The organism is Micromonospora sp. NPDC050795, from assembly GCF_044456785.1.
Lineage (GTDB): Bacteria > Actinomycetota > Actinomycetes > Mycobacteriales > Micromonosporaceae > Micromonospora.
This window is the reverse complement of the sequence record NZ_JBITGE010000015.1, coordinates 23536-41989: the sequence shown is the minus strand read 5'-3', so window position 1 is coordinate 41989 and position 18454 is coordinate 23536. Positions and strand designations below refer to the sequence as shown.

17 protein-coding genes and 1 pseudogene are annotated in these 18454 nt (G+C 73.2%); 12 read left to right on the top strand and 6 right to left on the bottom strand.

What is annotated here, in order from left to right; translation table 11 throughout:
• The first annotated feature begins 108 nt into the window (after positions 1–108).
• The 3 genes from ACIBEF_RS15470 to ACIBEF_RS15460 all read left to right on the top strand — a co-directional run bounded on the left by ACIBEF_RS15470 (position 109) and on the right by ACIBEF_RS15460 (position 4604).
• The gene (locus ACIBEF_RS15470) at positions 109–1992 is read left to right on the top strand and encodes an ABC transporter ATP-binding protein (RefSeq protein ID WP_396793975.1); all 1884 of its coding nucleotides are present in this window, start codon (positions 109–111) and stop codon (positions 1990–1992) included.
• Positions 1989–3770, top strand: coding sequence for an ABC transporter ATP-binding protein (locus ACIBEF_RS15465; protein WP_396793974.1), 1782 nt, complete (start codon positions 1989–1991; stop codon positions 3768–3770). Before ACIBEF_RS15470 ends, ACIBEF_RS15465 begins: the two co-directional genes overlap by 4 nt.
• A gap of 84 nt (positions 3771–3854) precedes the next feature.
• Positions 3855–4604, top strand: coding sequence for a DUF2470 domain-containing protein (locus ACIBEF_RS15460; protein ID WP_396793973.1), 750 nt, complete (start codon positions 3855–3857; stop codon positions 4602–4604).
• Positions 4605–4759: 155 nt separating this feature from the next.
• On the opposite strand, the gene ACIBEF_RS15455 is transcribed toward ACIBEF_RS15460, so the two are convergent.
• The 3 genes from ACIBEF_RS15455 to ACIBEF_RS15445 all read right to left on the bottom strand — a co-directional run bounded on the left by ACIBEF_RS15455 (position 4760) and on the right by ACIBEF_RS15445 (position 6958).
• Positions 4760–5356, bottom strand: a complete 597-nt coding sequence (locus ACIBEF_RS15455; protein WP_396793971.1) for a TetR family transcriptional regulator — start codon at positions 5354–5356, stop codon at positions 4760–4762.
• A 94-nt stretch (positions 5357–5450) separates the two neighbouring features.
• Positions 5451–6206, bottom strand: a complete 756-nt coding sequence (locus ACIBEF_RS15450) for an ABC transporter permease (protein WP_396793970.1) — start codon at positions 6204–6206, stop codon at positions 5451–5453.
• Positions 6203–6958 (bottom strand): ABC transporter ATP-binding protein, encoded by a 756-nt coding sequence (locus ACIBEF_RS15445; protein ID WP_396793969.1) that lies wholly within the window; start codon positions 6956–6958, stop codon positions 6203–6205. The genes ACIBEF_RS15450 and ACIBEF_RS15445 overlap by 4 nt, the downstream gene beginning before the upstream one ends.
• A 592-nt stretch (positions 6959–7550) precedes the next feature.
• Here ACIBEF_RS15445 and ACIBEF_RS15440 point away from each other — a divergent pair.
• The 4 genes and pseudogenes from ACIBEF_RS15440 to ACIBEF_RS15425 form a co-directional block, all read left to right on the top strand.
• A pseudogene (locus ACIBEF_RS15440) lies at positions 7551–7835 on the top strand (phosphoribosyl-AMP cyclohydrolase); the annotation flags it as partial.
• A 261-nt stretch (positions 7836–8096) separates the two neighbouring features.
• The gene (hisI, locus tag ACIBEF_RS15435; protein ID WP_396794045.1) at positions 8097–8531 is read left to right on the top strand and encodes a phosphoribosyl-AMP cyclohydrolase; all 435 of its coding nucleotides are present in this window, start codon (positions 8097–8099) and stop codon (positions 8529–8531) included.
• Entirely contained in the window at positions 8528–10081 is a 1554-nt protein-coding gene (locus ACIBEF_RS15430; protein ID WP_396793967.1) for an anthranilate synthase component I, read from the top strand. The genes hisI and ACIBEF_RS15430 overlap by 4 nt, the downstream gene beginning before the upstream one ends.
• Positions 10078–10665 (top strand): Trp biosynthesis-associated membrane protein, encoded by a 588-nt coding sequence (locus tag ACIBEF_RS15425; protein WP_396793965.1) that lies wholly within the window; start codon positions 10078–10080, stop codon positions 10663–10665. Before ACIBEF_RS15430 ends, ACIBEF_RS15425 begins: the two co-directional genes overlap by 4 nt.
• A 98-nt stretch (positions 10666–10763) precedes the next feature.
• Here the strand turns inward: ACIBEF_RS15425 and ACIBEF_RS15420 are convergent, their stop codons facing one another.
• Positions 10764–11033: a hypothetical protein gene (locus tag ACIBEF_RS15420; protein ID WP_396794044.1), complete on the bottom strand. Its 270-nt coding sequence runs from the start codon at positions 11031–11033 to the stop codon at positions 10764–10766.
• 485 nt (positions 11034–11518) lie between these two features.
• Between ACIBEF_RS15420 and trpC the strand changes: the two genes are divergently transcribed.
• The 3 genes from trpC to trpA are packed head-to-tail and all read left to right on the top strand — an operon-like array spanning position 11519 to position 14404.
• Positions 11519–12322, top strand: a complete 804-nt coding sequence (trpC, locus tag ACIBEF_RS15415; RefSeq protein ID WP_030334428.1) for an indole-3-glycerol phosphate synthase TrpC — start codon at positions 11519–11521, stop codon at positions 12320–12322.
• A 38-nt stretch (positions 12323–12360) separates the two neighbouring features.
• Positions 12361–13599 carry a tryptophan synthase subunit beta gene (gene trpB, locus ACIBEF_RS15410; RefSeq protein WP_396793963.1) on the top strand — a complete coding sequence of 413 codons (1239 nt, stop codon included), beginning with the start codon at positions 12361–12363 and terminating at the stop codon, positions 13597–13599.
• A gap of 1 nt (position 13600) precedes the next feature.
• The gene (trpA, locus tag ACIBEF_RS15405; protein ID WP_396793962.1) at positions 13601–14404 is read left to right on the top strand and encodes a tryptophan synthase subunit alpha; all 804 of its coding nucleotides are present in this window, start codon (positions 13601–13603) and stop codon (positions 14402–14404) included.
• Between the two features lie 21 nt (positions 14405–14425).
• On the opposite strand, the gene ACIBEF_RS15400 is transcribed toward trpA, so the two are convergent.
• Complete coding sequence (locus ACIBEF_RS15400; protein ID WP_396793960.1) at positions 14426–14974, bottom strand: NUDIX hydrolase; 549 nt, start codon at positions 14972–14974, stop codon at positions 14426–14428.
• Between the two features lie 102 nt (positions 14975–15076).
• Here ACIBEF_RS15400 and lgt point away from each other — a divergent pair, with 102 nt between their 5' ends.
• Positions 15077–16255, top strand: a complete 1179-nt coding sequence (gene lgt / locus ACIBEF_RS15395) for a prolipoprotein diacylglyceryl transferase (protein ID WP_396793959.1) — start codon at positions 15077–15079, stop codon at positions 16253–16255.
• A gap of 9 nt (positions 16256–16264) precedes the next feature.
• The gene (locus ACIBEF_RS15390; RefSeq protein WP_357222586.1) at positions 16265–17452 is read left to right on the top strand and encodes an NAD(P)/FAD-dependent oxidoreductase; all 1188 of its coding nucleotides are present in this window, start codon (positions 16265–16267) and stop codon (positions 17450–17452) included.
• Between the two features lie 36 nt (positions 17453–17488).
• Here the strand turns inward: ACIBEF_RS15390 and ACIBEF_RS15385 are convergent, their stop codons facing one another.
• Positions 17489–18334, bottom strand: a complete 846-nt coding sequence (locus ACIBEF_RS15385; RefSeq protein ID WP_396793958.1) for a GNAT family N-acetyltransferase — start codon at positions 18332–18334, stop codon at positions 17489–17491.
• Positions 18335–18454: the final 120 nt, after the last annotated feature.

The window sequence follows — 18454 nt, the reverse complement described above, 5'->3', positions numbered from 1 at the left end:
ACGCCGCCGCCCGGTACGTGATGGTCGACATATGCAGTCAGGGTCGGCGGCACTGGCCCCAAGCAGTAAGGATGAGGGAGATAATTGCGGCTTACGGCGGGGGAGAGCGTGGCGAGCAAGACAAGTCGGGACGTTCTCAGTCGAGGGCTGGGCGTCCTGCGGCAGGCGATCCGTGAGCAGCCGCGGATCTTTTCGGTGGCGGTCGTCGGCAGCGTGCTCTTCGGCGGGATGATCATTGTCAGCGCCCGGGTCGTCGGGTCGGTCATCGGTGAGGTGGCGCTTCCGGCCATCGAACGCGGCGAGGTGGGTGCCGGCACCCTGGCGCTGGCCGCGGCCGCGTTGTTCGGGATCAGCGTGCTGCGGGTGGCGGGCATCTTCGGCCGCCGGCTCGGCGCCGGCTACATGCAGTACCGCCTCCAGGCCTCCTACCGCCGCAGGGTGACCCGTCGGTACCTGGAGCTGCCGCTGTCCTGGCACCACCGCAACTCCACCGGCACCCTGCTGTCCAACGCCAACTCGGACGTGGAGGCGGCCTGGTACCCGATCGCGCCGCTGCCGTTCGCCGTCGGCACGTTGGTGATGCTGGTCGGCGCGACCGTCTCGCTCTTCGCCACGGACTGGGCGCTCGCCCTGGTCGGGCTCGCGGTCTTCCCCGCCCTGTTCGCGCTCAACGTCGTCTACTCCCGCCGGATGGCCCCCCGGCAGGCCCGGGCGCAGCGCCTGCGCGCCGAGGTCAGCGGCATCGCCCACGAGAGCTTCGACGGTGCCCTGGTGGTCAAGACGATGGGCCGCGAGGCCCAGGAGACCGCCCGGTTCGCGGGCCGCGCCGGCGAGCTGCGCGATTCGCTGATCGCGGTCGGCCGGCTGCGCGGCATCTTCGACCCGCTGCTGGAGACGCTGCCCAGCCTCGGCACCCTGGCCGTGCTGGTGGTCGGGGCGTTCCGGTTGCGCCAGGGCGCGATCAGCGTGACCGAGCTGGTCAGCGTGGCCTTCCTCTTCACCGTGCTGGCCTTCCCGGTGCGGGCCATCGGTTGGGTGCTGGCCGAGCTGCCGCGCAGCGTCGCCGGCTGGGACCGGGTGCGCCGGGTGCTCGACGCCACCGGCGAGATGCCGTACGGGCAGCGGGTGCTCGACCCGGACGGCGCGGGCCCGGCCACCCTCACCTTCACCGACGTGCACTACTCCTACCCGCCGGCCGAAGCGCACCCGCCCGGCGCGCAGGTCCTCGGCGAGGTCGGCTTCACGGTGCCGTCCGGTCGGACGGTGGCCCTGGTGGGGCCCACCGGTGCCGGCAAGTCCACCATCGCCTCGCTGGCGGTGCGTCTCGTCGACCCGGACTCCGGCACCGTCAGCCTGGACGGCGTGGACGTGCGCGAGCTGACCTCCGTGTCGTTGGCCGGCACGGTGGCCCTGGTCGCCCAGGTGCCCTTCATCTTCGACGACACGGTCCGCGCCAACATCGCCCTCGACCGTCCCGGTGCCGACGACGAGGTGGTCTGGGCGGCGCTGCGGCTGGCCGAGGCGGACGGTTTCGTCGCCGCGCTGCCCGACGGTCTGGACACCATGGTCGGCGAGCGGGGCACCTCGCTCTCCGGCGGTCAGCGGCAGCGGCTCACCCTGGCCCGCGCGCTGGCCGGTCGACCGCGCCTGCTGGTGCTCGACGACGCGACGAGCGCTGTCGACCCTCGGGTGGAGGCGGCCATCCTGGCGGGGCTGCGGTCCTCGACCACGCAGCCGGGCGTTCCCGCCGCGTCGATCCTGGTGGTGGCGTACCGCCGGGCCACCATCGCGCTCGCCGACGAGGTCATCTACGTGGAGCAGGGACGGGTGGTCGCCCGGGGCACCCACAGCGAGTTGTTGGCCACCGTGCCCGGCTACGTCGACCTGGTCACCGCCTACGAGCAGGCCGAGGTGGAGCGGGCACAGGAAAGTTCCTACGGCGACGACGTGGCACCGCTGCCGTCGGGCCTGGAGATCGAGGTGGACCGGTGAGCGTCAAGACCGAAGAGCGGGATGAGAGGGCCGAGACGACCTGGCAGACGCTGCGTCGGGGCCTGGCGCTCTCCCCGGAGCTACGGATCGGTCTGGCCGGCACGTTGGCCCTGGCGTTGGTCTACATGGTGGGTCGGGTCGCCGTGCCGGTCGCCGTGCAGCAGGGCATCGACCGGGGCCTGGTCGGTGGTCTGAATCTGAACGTGGTGTGGACGGTGGTGGCGATCACCGCGGCGATCCTGACGGTCACCACGATCTGCGGCTACCTGATGATGCGCCGGCTGTTCACTGTCAGCGAGACCGCGCTGGCCAACGTCCGGACGCGCGCGTTCCGCCACGTGCACGACCTGTCGATGCTGCACCAGCAGTCGGAGCGACGCGGTTCGCTGGTCTCGCGGGTCACCAGCGACGTGGACCAGATCACCCAGTTCCTCCAGTGGGGCGGGGTGATCCTGCTGGTCAACCTCGGTCAGCTGGTGGTCACCACAGCCGTCATGCTGGCGTACTCCTGGCAGTTGACACTTGTGGTGCTGGCCGCGTTCCTGCCGGCGGTGTTCGTCATCCGGCAGTTGCAACGTCGCCTCGGCGGCGCGTACGCGACGGTGCGTCAACGCACCGGGACGTTGCTCGGCGCGATCGGCGAGAGCGTGGTGGGCGCGCCGGTGATCCGGGCGTACGGGATCGCCGGGCGCACCGAGCGGCGGTTGGACGAGGCGATCGACAGCCAGCGGCTGGCCCAGCAGCGGGCGATCCGGATCAGCATCGTGGGCAGCTCGGTCGGGGAGTTGGCGGCAGGGTTGGCGCTGGCCGGCGTGGTGGTGCTCGGCGTGCTCCTGGGGGTGGACGGCACGCTGTCGATCGGTCAGCTGACGGCGTTCCTCTTCCTGGTGACGCTCTTCATCCAGCCGGTCCAGATCGCCACCGAGGTGCTCAACGAGGCGCAGAACGCGATCGCCGGGTGGCGTCGGGTGCTGGACGTGCTGGACGTCGCGCCGGACGTGGCCGACCCGGGGGAGCAGGGGCGGGAGCTGCCGGGCGGGCCGCTGGACATCCGGTTCGCCGGTGTGCGGTTCGCCTATCCGGGTGGTCCGCCGGTGCTGCACGACATCGATCTGGAGATCCCGGCGAAGAGCCGGGTGGCGGTGGTCGGTGAGACCGGTAGCGGCAAGACCACGTTCGCCAAGTTGCTGACCCGGCTGATGGACCCGTCGGCCGGGGCGGTGCTGCTGTCCGGGGTGCCGCTGACCGACGTCCGGTTCGGCTCGCTGCGCTCCCGCGTCGTGATGGTGCCGCAGGACGGGTTCCTGTTCGACGCGACGGTGGGGGACAACGTCCGGTTCGCCCGTCCGGAGTTGACCGACGAACAGTTGAGCGCCGCCTTCACCGAGCTGGGCCTGTCGGACTGGCTGGAGGGTCTGCCGGCGGGCCTGGACACCCCGGTCGGGGAGCGCGGCGAGGCGCTCAGCGTCGGGGAGCGGCAGCTTGTCGCGTTGGCCCGCGCGTACGTGGCCGACCCGGACCTGCTGGTGCTCGACGAGGCGACCAGCGCGGTGGACCCGGCGACCGAGGTGCGGTTGCAACGGACGCTGGACGCGGTCACCCGGGGTCGGACCACCCTGGCCATCGCGCACCGGCTCTCCACTGCGCAGGCCGCCGACGAGGTGATCGTGGTGGACCGGGGTCGGGTGGTGCAGCGCGGCCCGCACGACGAGCTGGTTCGCGACGCCGACTCGGTGTACGGCCTGCTCTACGCCTCCTGGCTGGAGCAGACCCGGTGAGGTGCGGCGGTGTGGTGGACGCGGGCGGGTGGGTGCTCTAGGCTCCGGGTTAGGTAAGCCTAACCTTTGAAGGAGGTCGCGCCCATGCGGCCCAACTCCGCCGAGATCGTCCGTACCCTCGTCGCCGGCCGCCTGCCCGGCCTCGTGCACCTGGCCCACCGGCCGGGGCCGCACCACGCCCGGCACGTCACCGACTCGGACGGGCGGGTGCTGCTGCTGGTGCCGGTGGCCAGCCACCTGGCCGCCGCCCTGCAACCGGCCGCCGGGGGCAGCGACGTCGCTGTCGTACTCGACGTGCTCGACCTGCCGCCCGCCGCCGGTGCGCCTGGCCTGGGTCGTGCCTGGGTGTCCGGCTGGGCGGCCGAGCTGCGCGGCGACGAGGCCCGCCACGCGGCGGTCGAGTTCGCCGCGGTCGAGCCGACCGGTGACCTGCTCGACCTGGGCACCCGGTTCCGGCTGTTCCGCTTCGAGGTGGTCGAGGTCCGCTGGGAGCGGGCCGGCGTCGTGCACCGGATCGACCCGGTGGAGTACGCCGAGGCCGAGCCGGACCCGGTGCACCCGGTCGAGGCCCGGCTGCTCGCCGACCTCGCCGAGTGCCACGGCGCCCAGGTGACGGAGTACCTGCGCCAGCAGCTCGGGTTGACCGAGCAGACCCCGGACGGGCCGCCCCGGGTGGTGCGGATCGACCGCTACGGGCTGGTGGTGGCCCTCGGCCGACCCGGCGCCCGGCGTCGGGTCCGCCTGGCCTTCCCAGGCCCGGTGACCGACCCAGCCGACCTGCCACAGCTGCTCCCACCCCTGCAACCAACCGCCAACGCCCGCCCCCCGCACTAACCGCCCACCCCACCCCACCCCGCGCGCGCCGCGCCCCACCCAGGCCCACGTCGATCTTGCAGTTTTGGTTGCCGTTATGTGTGTTGTGTCCCTTTGGTCGGGACAGAAAGTGCAAGATCGCGGGGGCGTTCGAGGGTGAGCGGGGCGTTGTCGGGTCAGGTTGGCAGCGGGCCGGTGAGGTAGCGCTGGATCGTGGGGCCGACTGCGGCCACCAGGGTTTCCGGGTCCGCCGAGGCGACCGGCTCAAGGCGCACCACGTGCCGCATCATGGCCAGGCCGATCATCTGGGTGGCCACCAGGGAACCTCGCAGCGGTAGCTCGACCGGGTCGACGTCGAGGTTCTCCAGCACCCGGCGCAGCACCTGGGTGGTGACGAACTCGCGCAGCAGTCGAGCCGTCCACTCGTTGCTCACCGCGGAGCGCAGCAGCGCCTGTGCGGCACTGCCGGCCGGGGAGTCCCAGACGCCGAGGAAGATGCGCACCATCCGCTCACCGACGCCGTCCCGGTCGCCGGCGAGCACCCTCGGCACCAGTTGAGCGGGGTCGACCGGAAAGTTCATCGCGGCAAGGAAGAGCTGGTCCTTGCTGCCGAAGTAGTGGTGCACGAGCGCCGGGTCGACCTGCGCCGTACCGGCGATGCCCCGGATCGAGGCGGCGTCGTAACCACGCTCGGCGAATGCCGTCCGCGCCGCGTCGAGGATCGCCTCCCGGGTGCCCGGGTTGCCGGGTCGCCGGCCGGTCCGCCGCGTCATCGCCGCCCTTCGTTCGTCCGCCTCGGCCCGTCGTGCCGGCCCGGCCACGCCGGGGTCCGCTGCCCCGCCGGCCGCCGCCCCCCGGCGCTGGCGGTCAGCCGCTGCGTCGGCGCAGGGTGGCCGCCGCGAGCACCAGCGCCAGCACCACCGCGCCGAAAACCACGGCGACGTCGCGCCACATCCGGCCGGTCGGTTCGGCGTGGGCGCCGACCTCCTGCAACGCCTCGATGGCGTACGACAGGGGGAAGGCGTCGCTGAGCGCCTGGAGCCAGCCGGCCATCTGGTCACGGGCCACGAACAGCCCGCAGAGCAGCAGTTGGGGGACCACCACGACTGGCAGGAACTGTACTGCTTGGAACTCGGTGCGCGCGAAGGCACTGCACAGCAGCCCGAGGGCGACGCCGAGCACGGCGTCGAGCACGGCGATCCCGAGTACCAGCCCGATGCTGCCGGCGGTCTGCAGATCGAAGATCCAATATGCCACTGCGGCGGCGACGGCGGCCTGCACGGCGGCGGCCAGCCCGAACGCGATGCCGTACCCGAAGAGCAGATCGAGCTTGCCCAGCGGCGTGGTGAGCAACCGCTCCAGCGTGCCCGAGGTGCGTTCCCGCAACATGGCGATGCTGGTCACCAGAAACATGATCACGAAGGGGAAGATGCCGAGCATCACCAGCGCGATCCGGTCGAAGGTGGTGGGTTGGCCGGGCGGGGTCGGTTGGTCGGCGTACATGAAGTAGACCAGGGTGAGCAGGACTGCCGGCACCACCACGAGCAGCGCGATGGTCCGCCGGTCGTGCCGGAGCTGACGGAGGATGCGCCCGGTGGTGGCGGCGAGAATTCGCGCGTTCATGCTGTCTCCCGTGCGGCTGTCGCGTCGGTGCTGGTGGAGGCGGCCTCGCCGGCCCGGATGAGCCGCAGGAACGCCTCGTCGAGGTCGTCCACACCGGCGGTGGAGCGGATCGCGGCGGGGCTGTCGTTTGCGATCAACCGCCCCTGGCGGATCAGCAGCAGTTGGTCGCAGCGTGCCGCCTCGTCCATCACGTGGCTGGACACCAGCAGGGTGGTGCCGGCGGCCGCCATCGCGTGGAACCGGGCCCACAGATCGGCCCGCAGCACCGGGTCCTGGCCGACGGTCGGCTCGTCGAGGATGACCAGCTCCGGCTCCCCGACCAGGGCACACGCCAGCGATGCTCGGCTGCGTTGACCACCGGAGAGGGTGCCGACCAGTTGACCGGTGGCCTCGGCCAGCCCGACGTCGCTGATCGCCCGGTCGGCCTCGGCGCGTCCCCGCCCGTACAGGGCCGCGAAGTAGCGGGCGTTCTCCCGGACGGTCAGGTCGGCGTAGACGCTGGGCGCCTGGGTCAGGTAGCCCACCCGGTGCCGCAGCGCGGGGGTGCCCGCTGGTTGACCGAGCACGGTGACCGTCCCGCCACCGACCAGCTGCACCCCGACCACCGCGCGCATGAACGTGGTCTTGCCACTGCCGCTGGGGCCGAGCAGTCCGGTGACCGCGCCGCGCGGGACCCGGCAGCTGATGCCGTCCAGCACCCGCCGCCCACCCCGGTCGACGACCAGGTCTCGGACGGCTATCGCATCGTCCATCACGCACCTCCAGAAAACTCATCACCTGTTGAACTCAACGCTAGATGAAATACCGCGCCGGGCGCAACGCCCACGCCGACGCCCGGCCCAAGCGCGCGCGGAACGCGAGAACGGGCAGTAGGCTCCGGACCGGACAGGAAGTCCGCCAACGGGCATTGCGCGTCGATCGGACGTACGGCACGATGGCGCGGTGGGTCACGCTCCGTTACCGGATAGCGGTTTTCTTGAGGATTGGGCCGCGCGGTTGCGGCAGGCCGCCGAGCGGCCGGTGGTCGGCATCCTGCTGCGCGGCAGCCACGCCCGCCGCGCCGCCACCGCGCACAGCGACGTCGACCTCGACGTATTGGTCGGCGGCGCCCCGTACGCGGCCCGCCGGGCCTACCTGGACGAGTCCGCAGGCCAGGTCACTCACGTCTCGGTGGCCGCCCGGGACATCCGGTCCTGGGTGCACCGTCTGGGCGAACCGGCGGACTGGGCGTTCGGGCTGCCGGTCACCGCGCCGGCACGGCTGCTCTGGGCCGACCCGCACTGGCGGCCCCGGATCGACCTGCCGGTGCTCTGCCAGCCCGCCGAGCCGCCCCGACTGGAAGAGATGATCGCCACGCTGGGTAAGGCCGCCGCCGCCCGCGCGGCCAGCGACCGTCTCGGGGTCCGGCTCGCCGTCGCCGACCTGGCGCGGCTCTGCCCCTCGGTGCTGCGACCGGCCAACCCGTCCGTGCGGGTCCACTCCCGCCGGGCGGCCTTCGCGGCGGCCCTGGAACTGCCGGTGGCACCACCCGGCTACCGGACGGACATGCTGCTCTGCCTCGGGCTGCGCCCGGGCGCGACCGGGCAGCTCTGGGCCGCCGCCGTACGGCTGGTCGCCGGCACGCTGCCGTTGATCCGGCCGTACGCCGAGGAGATCGCCGACACGGCCGGCGCGGACCTGGCCGCCGCCCTGGTCGACGGCCGGCTGGACCGCTACGTCGCCCAGCTGGCCCGGCCCGCCGGTCCCTCGTCGCAGTCCGCACCTCTGTCGCAGTCCGGTCCCTCGTCGCAGCCTCGGCCCTCGTCGCAGCCCTGGCTCTCGGGGCCCCCGTCGCAGCCGGACCGGGAGCGGTCGGTGGTGCCCGCGCCGCGTGCGGGAGAATTCGTGACTGTGCCCGTACCTGATCCGCCGGTGACCGGCGTTCCCAGCTACCCGAACGAGCTGGCCGCGCCCGCGACGGCGCGCCCGTCCCGGCTCGACCCGGCCATCGCGGCCCAGTTGCGCCGCACCGCCGACGGTCTGGTCGCCGCCGTGGTGCGCGCGCACGACTCCGGTGAGGTGCTGATGGTCGCCTGGATGGACGACGAGGCGTTGCACCGCACCCTCACCACCGGCCAGGCCACCTACTGGTCGCGCAGCCGCCGCGAATACTGGGTCAAGGGCGCCACCTCCGGGCACCACCAGTACGTGCGGTCGGTCGCCCTAGACTGCGACGGGGACGCGCTGCTGGTGAGCGTGGACCAGGTCGGCGCGGCCTGCCACACCGGCCACCGGACCTGCTTCTTCACCGAGCTGCCCGTCTCTACTCCGGAGGCACTGCCATGACCGACGGCACCGTCAGCCCCGACCTGGCCACCTTCACCGAGCTGGCCGTCGACTGGCGGGTGATGCCGGTCACCCGGCGGCTGCTGGCCGACGCGGAGACCCCGGTCGGGGTCTACCGGAAGTTGGCCGGTGGACCGGGCACGTTCCTGTTGGAATCGGCCGAGCAGGGTGTCGGCTCGGCCGGCATGGCCTGGTCGCGGTACTCGTTCATCGGCGTACGCAGCAGCGCCACCCTGATCGCGCGCGACGGCGTGGCGACCTGGCTCGGCCAGCCACCGGCCGGGCTGAGCACCGAGGGTGACCCGGTGCGGATGCTGCGGGAGACGGTGGCGGCGCTGGCCGGCCCGGTCGGGGACCCGTCCGACGGTCTGCCGCCGCTGACCGGGGGCATGGTCGGCTACCTCGGCTACGACCTGATCCGGCGCTTCGAGCGGTTGCCCGAGCTGACCGAGGACGACCTGGGCGTCCCGGAGCTGGGCATGATGCTCGCCACCGACCTGGTGGTGCTCGACCACTACGGCGGCTCCGCGATCCTGGTCGCCAACGCGGTGCTGCCGCCGTTGGACGCACCGGACCGCGCCCCGCAGGTCGCCGCCGCCTACCACCACGCGGTGGGCCGGTTGGATGCGATGACCACGGCGCTGTCCCGGCCCATCCCGCCGATGATCTCCACGGTCGAGCGTCCGCCGGCCGGCGAGGTGCTCTGCCGTACGCCCGACGGCGGCTACCCGAAGGCGGTGGACGCGGCCAAGGAGGCGATCAGGGCCGGTGAGTGCTTCCAGATCGTGCTCTCCCAACGCTTCGAGCGGACGACCCACGCCGACCCGCTGGACGTCTACCGGGTGCTGCGCACCAGCAACCCCAGCCCGTACATGTACCTGCTGCGCTTCGACGGGTTCGACATCGTTGGCTCGTCCCCGGAGGCGCACCTGAAGGTCACCGGTGCCGCGGACGGGCAACGCCGGGCGTTGTTGCACCCGATCGCCGGCACCCGACCGCGGGGCGGCACCCCCGCCGCCGACGCCGCCCTCGCCGCCGAGCTGCTCGCCGACCCGAAGGAACGCGCCGAGCACGTGATGCTGGTCGACCTCGGCCGCAACGACCTGGGTCGGGTCTGTCAGCCCGGCAGCGTGGAGGTGCCCGAGTTCGCCACCATCGAGCGTTACAGCCACGTGATGCACATCGTCTCCACCGTCACCGGCACGCTGCGTGACGACCAGAGCGCCTTCGACGCGTTGGCCGCGACCTTCCCGGCCGGCACGCTCTCCGGGGCGCCAAAGGTGCGCGCCATGGAGATCATCGAGGAGTTGGAGCCGGTCCGTCGTGGCCTCTACGGCGGCACCGTCGGCTACTTCGGCTTCGGCGGCGACCTGGACATGGCGATCGCCATCCGGACCGCGCTCATCCGTGACGGCCGTGCCTACGTCCAGGCCGGGGCGGGGGTGGTCGCCGACTCGGACCCGACCGCCGAGGACCAGGAGACGCGGAACAAGGCGGCGGCCGTGCTGGCCGCGATCGCCGCCGCCGAAACCCTCCGGCCCGCCCGTTGAGCGGGGAGCGGTCCGTCGTCGGCCGGCGCGCGTTGACGTACGCCGTGCTGCTCTGCCTGGCCGGCGCGGGCCTGGCGCTGTGGGCCGCGACGCGCGGTTGGTCGGTCGAGCTGACGGTACGTCCGGTGCCGCTGCCGCCGGTGCGCGACACCCGCACCGGTGCGAGCCTGCTGCCCTGGCTGCCGGCGTTGGCCCTGGTGACCCTGGCCGGGGGCGGTGCGGTGCTGGCCACCCGGGGCCGCCTGCGTCGGGTGGTCGGGGTGCTGCTCGGCGTCCTCGGTCTGGCCGTGGCGGCCGGTGGTGGGTACGGGCTGGTGGCCGACGTGAGCGGCGTTGTGAGCCGGCAGTCGCCGGCGCTGTGCCTGCTCGGCGGCCTGTTGGCCGCCGCCGGAGGCTGGTGGACGGCGGTGCGCGGCGGTGACTGGCCGGCGATGGGCGCCCGGTACGAGCGTCCAGCGCGGAGCGCGCCGCAGGACGCGTCGGCGCAGAGCGACCCGACCGGGCCGCCGACGCCGTTGGCGGGGCGTCGGACCACCGAGGCGTGGGACGCGCTGGACCGGGGCGAGGACCCGACGGCCGACTGACGCGCCCGCTGAGCGCGGTGGCTGGCTGAGCGCGGTGGACCGCTGCTCGGCTGGCCCGGTGGCCGCGACGGGCGGCTGACGCGCAGGTCGGAGGGCTGTCAGCCGACCGGCTGGCGCTCCCACCGGGTGCGGCTGCTGGCGGCGCGGGCGGTGGTCAGCTCTTCGACCAGGCGGTTCAGTTCGGCACGCTGGTCGGCGCGGGCCCGGTCGGCGCAGACCGCCTCCCAGGCGTTGCCCCGTGCTGTCCGCATCCGTCCCTCGCCCACCACGGCCCGTTCCACGGTGTGCACCACGCCGACGGCGAGCGATGCCACCGTCCGCGAGATCGTGGTCAGTCCGATGGTCGGGTGCGGCTCGGAAATGCTCATGATCACCTCGTGCGAGGAGTTGCGACGGTCGGGCAGGCGCGCCATCGAGTCTGCCTGAGGACGATGCTCGCCCGCCGACGTTTCGCCGCGGTGACCGCCCGGTCAACTGTCTCGCCTCGGCCGTGACCAGGACCGTCCGGCCGACCTTGAGCTTGCTCACAACATCGACGGGCGTCGTTGCTGTCGCGCGCCGCGCGGGAACTGGTGGCATGATCGATGGATCGGCCCGGTCTGACCGTAGCCGCCAGGCTCCATACCGCGTGACGGTGATCGATACCGGAGGTGGCGCTGCGTGACAACCCCTTCACGGCAAGTCGGCCATTATGCCGCAGCCCTTTTCGTGAGCAGCGCCATACCCCCGGCATTCGGCGTCGGTCGGCTGCCCATAGCATCGGCCCATGACGCCCGGAGAGGGGAGTCCGTTCGTGACTGCTGAGCATGCGCACGCGGAGGGGGACGAGGCCGGCCAGGCAGCGTCCGTAAGCGTGCTCGACGAGATTCTGGCCGGCGTGCGTGAAGACGTCGCCCGACGCCAGGAGCAGGTTCCGCTGGAGCGGATCCGTGAACTGGCAGCGGCGGCGCCGCCGCCCATGGACGCGTACGCGGCGCTGCGCAAGCCCGGCGTGGCCGTGATCGCCGAGGTGAAGCGTTCGTCGCCGTCCAAGGGCCGGCTGGCCGAGATCGCCGATCCGGCCGACCTCGCCGTCGACTACGCGGCCGGTGGGGCGCGGGCGATCAGCGTGCTGACCGAGGGGCGCTGGTTCGGCGGTTCGCTGGACGACCTGGCGGCCGTCCGTGCGGCGGTCACCGTGCCGGTGCTGCGTAAGGACTTCGTGGTCTCCAGCTATCAGATCCACGAGGCCCGCGCGCACGGCGCCGACCTGGTTCTGCTGATCGTCGCCGCACTCGAGCAAAACGTCCTGATGGGCCTGCTGGAGCGGATCGAGTCGCTGGGCATGACCGCTCTGGTCGAGGTGCACGACGAGGAAGAGGCCGACCGCGCGTTGGAGGCCGGCGCGCAGGTGATCGGGGTCAACGCCCGTGACCTGCGTACCCTGGAGGTCGACCGGTCGGTGTTCGAGCGGATCGCGCCCGGCCTGCCCAGCAGCGTCGTCAAGATCGCCGAATCCGGCGTTCGTGGCCCGCACGACCTGATCCGGTACGCCTCCGCGGGCGCCGACGCGGTCCTCGTAGGCGAGGGCCTGGTCACCCAGAAGAGCCCCCGCGAGGCGGTCGCCGAGTTGGTCAACGCCGGCAACCACCCGGCAACGCCCCGGCCGGTGCGCTGACCCCGCGCCGCGCTGACGTCCTACCGAGAGGATTCCCGATGAGCGCCGACGCGCTGGCCCCGGTGGCCGGCCCGCAGCCCGACTCCGCCGGCCACTTCGGCCGCTTCGGCGGTCGGTTCGTTCCCGAGGCCCTGGTGGCCGCGTTGGACGAGCTCGACGGGGCGTGGCGTACGGCAATGGAGGACGAGTCCTTCCGTGCCGAGTTCGGCGCGCTGCTGCGCGACTACGCCGGCACGCCGTCGCTGCTCTACGAGGCCCGGCGGTTCTCCGCGAAGGTCGGCGCGCGGGTGCTGCTCAAGCGCGAGGACCTCAACCACACGGGTGCGCACAAGGTGCGCAACGTGCTCGGCCAGGCGCTGCTCACCAAGCGGATGGGCAAGACCCGGGTGATCGCGGAGACCGGCGCCGGCCAGCACGGTGTCGCCACCGCGACCGCCGCCGCCCTGTTCGACCTCGAGTGTGTGGTCTACATGGGCGAGGTCGACACCGAGCGGCAGGCGCTCAACGTGGCCCGGATGCGGATGCTCGGCGCGACAGTCGTCCCGGTCACCAACGGCTCGCGCACCCTCAAGGACGCGATGAACGAGGCGATGCGCGACTTCGTGGCGAACATCGACGAGACGCACTACCTGATCGGCACCGCCGCGGGCCCGCACCCATTCCCGGCAATGGTGCGCGACTTCGTCCGGGGCATCGGAGACGAGGCCCGTCAGCAGTGCCTGGACCTCACCGGCGGGTTGCCGGACGCCGTCACCGCCTGCGTCGGCGGCGGCTCCAACGCGCTGGGCATCTTCCACGCGTTCGTGGGCGACGAGGCCGTTCGGCTGTACGGCTTCGAAGCCGGTGGCGACGGGGTGGCCACCGGCCGGCATGCGGCGAGCATCACCGGCGGGTCGGCCGGGGTGCTGCACGGCACCCGCACCTTCGTGCTCCAGGACGCCGACGGGCAGACCCTGGAGTCGCACTCGATCTCCGCCGGCCTGGACTACCCGGGCGTCGGACCCGAGCACGCGTGGCTGCACGACACCGGCCGGGCGAACTACCTGCCGGTCACCGACGACGAGGCGATGGCCGCGTTCGAGCTGCTCTGCCGTACCGAGGGCATCATCCCGGCGATCGAGAGCGCGCACGCGCTCGCCGGCACCGTCGCGTTGGCTCCGACGCTCGCCGCGGAGCTGGGCCGGGAGCCCACCATCGTGGTCAACCTCTCCGGGCGGGGCGACAAGGACGTGCACACCGCCGGCGACTACTTCGGCATCCTCGACAAGGAGCGGTGAGATGAGCCGGATCGGGGTGGCCTTCGACAAGGCCCGCGCCGACGGACGGGCACTGCTGGTCGGCTGCATGCCGGCCGGTTTCCCCACCGTCGAGGGCAGCATCGCCGCGATGACCGCCATGGTCGAGGCCGGCGTCGACGTGATCGAGGTGGAGATCCCCTACTCGGACCCGGTGATGGACGGGCCCGTGATCCAGCGGGCCAGCGACATCGCGCTGGCCGGTGGCGTCCGCACCGCGGACACGATGCGCATCATCGAGGCGGTGGCGGCCACCGGCGCCCCGGTGGTCACCATGACCTACTGGAACCCGGTCGAGCGGTACGGCGTGGACGTCTTCGCCCGTGACCTGGCCTCCGCCGGCGGTACCGGCCTGATCACCCCGGACCTCATCCCTGACGAGGCCGACGAGTGGCTGGCCGCCTCGGACGCGCACGGGCTGGACCGCACGTTCCTGGTATCGCCGTCGTCCACCGACGCTCGGCTGGCGATGACGGTGCAGCACTGCCGCGGCTTCGTCTACGCGACCGCCGTGATGGGGGTGACCGGCGCCCGGGCGCGTACCTCCGACGCCGCCCCGACGCTGGTCTCCCGGGCCCGCGCGGTCACCGACCTGCCGATCGGCGTCGGTCTGGGTGTGGGTACCGGCGCGCAGGCCGGCACCGTCGCTGGTTACGCCAACGGGGTGATCGTGGGCAGCGCGCTGGTCCGGTGTGTGCTTGACGCGCCCACCGAGGCCGACGGGCTGGCCGCCCTTCGCACGCTCAGCGCCGAACTCGCCGAGGGCGTCCGTAACCCCACCCGCTGAGCCCGCGTCGCCCAGCCCGGCTCAACCCGGCCCGGCGCACCGCGCGTCCTGGTCGGCCGTCGGCCGGCCGTCCTCGGGTGGGCGGGCCGCCGGCAGCGACGCGGTGGCGACGGTGCCGGGCGCACAGTCGATGTCGCGGAGTACGCCGAAGCGGCCGGCGGTCGCGTCGGTGACGGCGGCTCTGGTGAGCGGGGTGACCACCTCGGGCAGCGTGTCGGGGGAGTGCCAGGACAGTCGGCAGCCCGGCGGTGGGTCGGTGGCGGGTCGGACCCCGGCCGCGCGGGCCCGGAACACGTGCACGAGGACGTCCGGCAGCGGTCCGGCGCGTCCGGCGGCGGCCTCGCCCGAACGGCGGCTCACCTGGTAGATGCCGACCAGGCCGGTCAGCTCGATGTCCCAGCCGGTCTCCGCGCGAATGTCCCGTAGCGCCGCCCGCACCGGGCTCTCGGCCGGGCGCAGTCGCCCACCGGGCAACGCGTGGCGGCGGTCACCCCGACCCTGCTGGCAGAGCAGCACCCGACCGGTGTCGTCGGTGACGACCGCGGCGACCGCCCAGGTGAGCGCGCTCATGGACAAAGAGCCTACGGTGGCGCAAACCAGAAGTCACCGGGATGCGCCCTCCAGCGGCCCGGGGTGCCGCTGCGGGGGTGTGCAGCGGTAGCGTGTGCACCCGTGACCCTCGCCTCGCTCTCCCCCCAGGCGGCCCTGCCCAGCCCCAGCACCGCGGTCTGGCAGCTCGGGCCGGTGCCGATCCGGGCCTACGCGCTCTGCATCATCGCCGGCATCGTGCTGGCCTGCTGGGTGACGGAGCGCCGGCTGCGGCAGCGCGGCGTCGCGCCCGGCGCGGTGCTCGACATCGCCGTCTGGGCGGTGCCCGCCGGCATCATCGGCGCCCGGATCTACCACGTGATCACCTCACCCGAGAAGTACCTCGGGGCCGGTGGCGACCCGATGAAGGCGTTCGCCATCTGGGAGGGCGGTCTCGGCATCTGGGGCGCGGTCGCCGGTGGCGCGGTCGGTGCCTGGATCGCGGCCCGACAACTCGGCATTCCGTTCGGCGTGGTGGCTGACGCGCTGGCTCCCGGGCTGCCGCTGGCCCAGGCCGTCGGCCGGCTCGGCAACTGGTTCAACAACGAGCTCTTCGGTGGCCGGACGACACTGCCGTGGGGTCTGGAGATCCACCGGATGGACCCGGACAACCCCGGGCACGCGCTGCGCGACGACGCCGGGCAGCCGATCCTCGAACCGGGTCTCTACCAGCCCACCTTCCTCTACGAGTTGCTGTGGAACCTCGGCGTCGCAGCTCTGGTCCTCGTCCTCGACCGCCGGTTCAAGCTGGGCCGGGGCCGGGCGTTCGCGCTCTACGTGATGGGTTACACCGTCGGCCGGTTCTGGATCGAGCTGATGCGCACCGACGAGGCCAACCAGATCTTCGGCGTCCGGCTCAACGTCTGGACCGCCGCACTGGTCTTCCTCGGCGCCCTGATCTACTTCGTACGGGTGCGTGGCCCTCGGGACTACCTGATCCCACTCGGCCCGGCGGGCACGACGACCCCGCCCCCGACGTCCGACCTGTCCCAGGTCGACCTCTCCGAGCGGGAGACCCCCACGCGGGCCGCCGCGCCGGAGGGCTACCGGGTGGTGAGCGAGGAGCAGTACGCGGCCTGGCAGGACACCGGCGTCGTACCGCCGGCCGACGACGACTCCGGGCCGGATGACGACGAGCCGTCCGGTGACGCGGCAGCCGACGACCTCGCGCCGAGCGACGACGAGCCGGCGGACGCTCCGTCCGCCGTTCGCACCGACCGGGCCGACGCCACTGGCGCGCGTCCCGCCGACCGGGACAGCTGAGCGGCACCGATGCGAAGCGCGGTGGTGGTCGGCGCAGGGGTCGGTGGCCTCGCGGTGGCCGGCGCGCTGGCCCGTTCCGGCTGGCAGGTCACCCTGTTGGAACGCGCCGAACGGGTCCGCCCCGAGCCCACCGCGGTGGTGCTCTGGCCCAACGGTGTCCGCGCGCTCCAGGCCCTCGGCCTCGGCGCCGGCCTGGCCGCCATCGCCACCCCGTTGCCCGACGGCGGGGTCCGTCGCCCGGACGGGCACTGGCTCGTACAGCCCCGGCCCGTTCCGGCCGACCGGATGCCGGTGGTGGTGCACCGGGAGGATCTGCACGACGCGCTGATCGCCGGCCTCGGCGAGCGGGTCGAGTTGCGGACCGGTGTGACGGTGCGGCATGTCCGCGTCGAGCCGGGCGAGCGGCCGGGCGTCAGCGACGGGCGGCACACCATCGAGGCCGATCTGGTGGTGGCCGCCGACGGCACCGACAGCGGTATCCGCCGCCAACTCGCGCCCGAGTCCCGGGTGGTCAGCTCCGGATGCGCCGCCTGGCGGGCCGTCATCCCCTGGTACCAGGCACCTCGGCTCCCCGACGATCAGCCGTTGGCCGGCGAGATTCTCGGCGCGGGTTACCGGTTCGTGGCCGCGTCGCTGGGCGAGCGGGGCTCCTCGGGCGGGTCCACCCGGGGCGGCATCTACTGGGTGGCCACCGCCGCCGGCGCGCCCCGCCCGGAACCACCGGAGACCCAGCTCGCCCTGCTGCGTCGCTGGTACGCGGGCTGGCCCGCGCCGGTCGGCGCGCTGCTCGACGCCACCAACCCGGCCGATTTGGTCCAACAGGAGGTTCGCGAGCTGCGCCCGCTGCCCCGGGCGTACGGCTTTCCGGTCGGGCCCGGTGGGGTGGTGCTGCTCGGCGACGCGGCGCACGCCATGCCGCCGCACCTCGGGCAGGGCGCCTGCCTCGCGTTCGAGGACGCCGCGACGCTCGCATCGCTGCTGCGGGAGGCTCGGCTGCCCGACGCCGTCCAGACGTACGACCGGGTGCGCCGCCCCCGGGCCGCGACAGTGGTCCGGCAGACCCGGCGGATGTCGGCGGTGCTCCAGACCCGGGGCCGGTTGGCGCTGCGCGCCCGGGACGCCGCACTGGGCACGATCAACTCCCGCCTGCTCTCCAGCGCCGCCGCCTCCGCCGCCCAGTGGCGCCCACCGACCTGACCTCGGCCGCGACGCACGTCGGTGGAGCGGGGCAGGTCAGGGGATGAGGGCGGCGGGTTCGGCGATGCAGGCGGTGCCGATTCGGCGGAAGCCGACCCGCAGGTAGACCCGCGCGATCTCCTCGCTGCCCGCGGAGAGAAAGACCAGTTCGGTGCCGGCGGCGAGGAGTTCCCGGGCCAGGGTGGCGGTGAGCGCGGCGCCCAGCCCGCGTCGTCGGGCGGACGGCAGGGTGGCCACCCCGGCGACCTCCGCGACGTCGTCCACCCGCATCGCCATGCCGCTGGCCAGCGCGCCCTCGTTCGGCGTGCCGGCCAGCGCGGAGATCCGTCGCCCGTCGGCGATCCGGACGCGTTCCTCGTCGAGCGCGGCCAGTTCGAGTTCGGTGACGGCGGCGTCGCGTTCGGCCGGACCCGCCTCGCCGGGCGCGGTGCCGGCGGCGGCGAACGCCACCGCTGCCACCGCACGCCGTGCGGCGACATCGGCGGCAAAGCCGGGGGAGTCAGCGGCCAGCACCCGCACCGCCGCGTCGGAGAGCGTCGCCGGGTCGGGCAGCGCGCTCGGGTCGAGCACCATCAGCGGCGCCTCCAGCACGCTGAGCCCCGCCGAGCGGGCCACCGCCAGCAGCTCCGGGGTCGTCTCGTGCACCCACTCGAAGGCCTCCGGCAGGCCCAGCTTCCGCTGGCGCTCGCGGACCGAGACTACGTCGGCAAGCGACGGCGGCTCGGGGGCGTCGATCCGGGGGCGGGCATAGAACGGCCAGCCGGCACCTTCGCGGACGAACAGCACCAACGCGCCATGCTCCTCCGCACCGGCGACGTCGCGGGGCACCGCGTCGTAGAAGCGTTCCAACCGGTCGAAGACGTGCTTGTGTAGCGGATCCACCGCGCGAGACTACACGTCCCAGCCAGTGGACGGTGTGATCAATCTCGGGTGGCCGTGCGACCCCAGCCCTAACGTAGACTCAATAGACCCACGGGCCGACGTCGTCCCCACCATGATCCA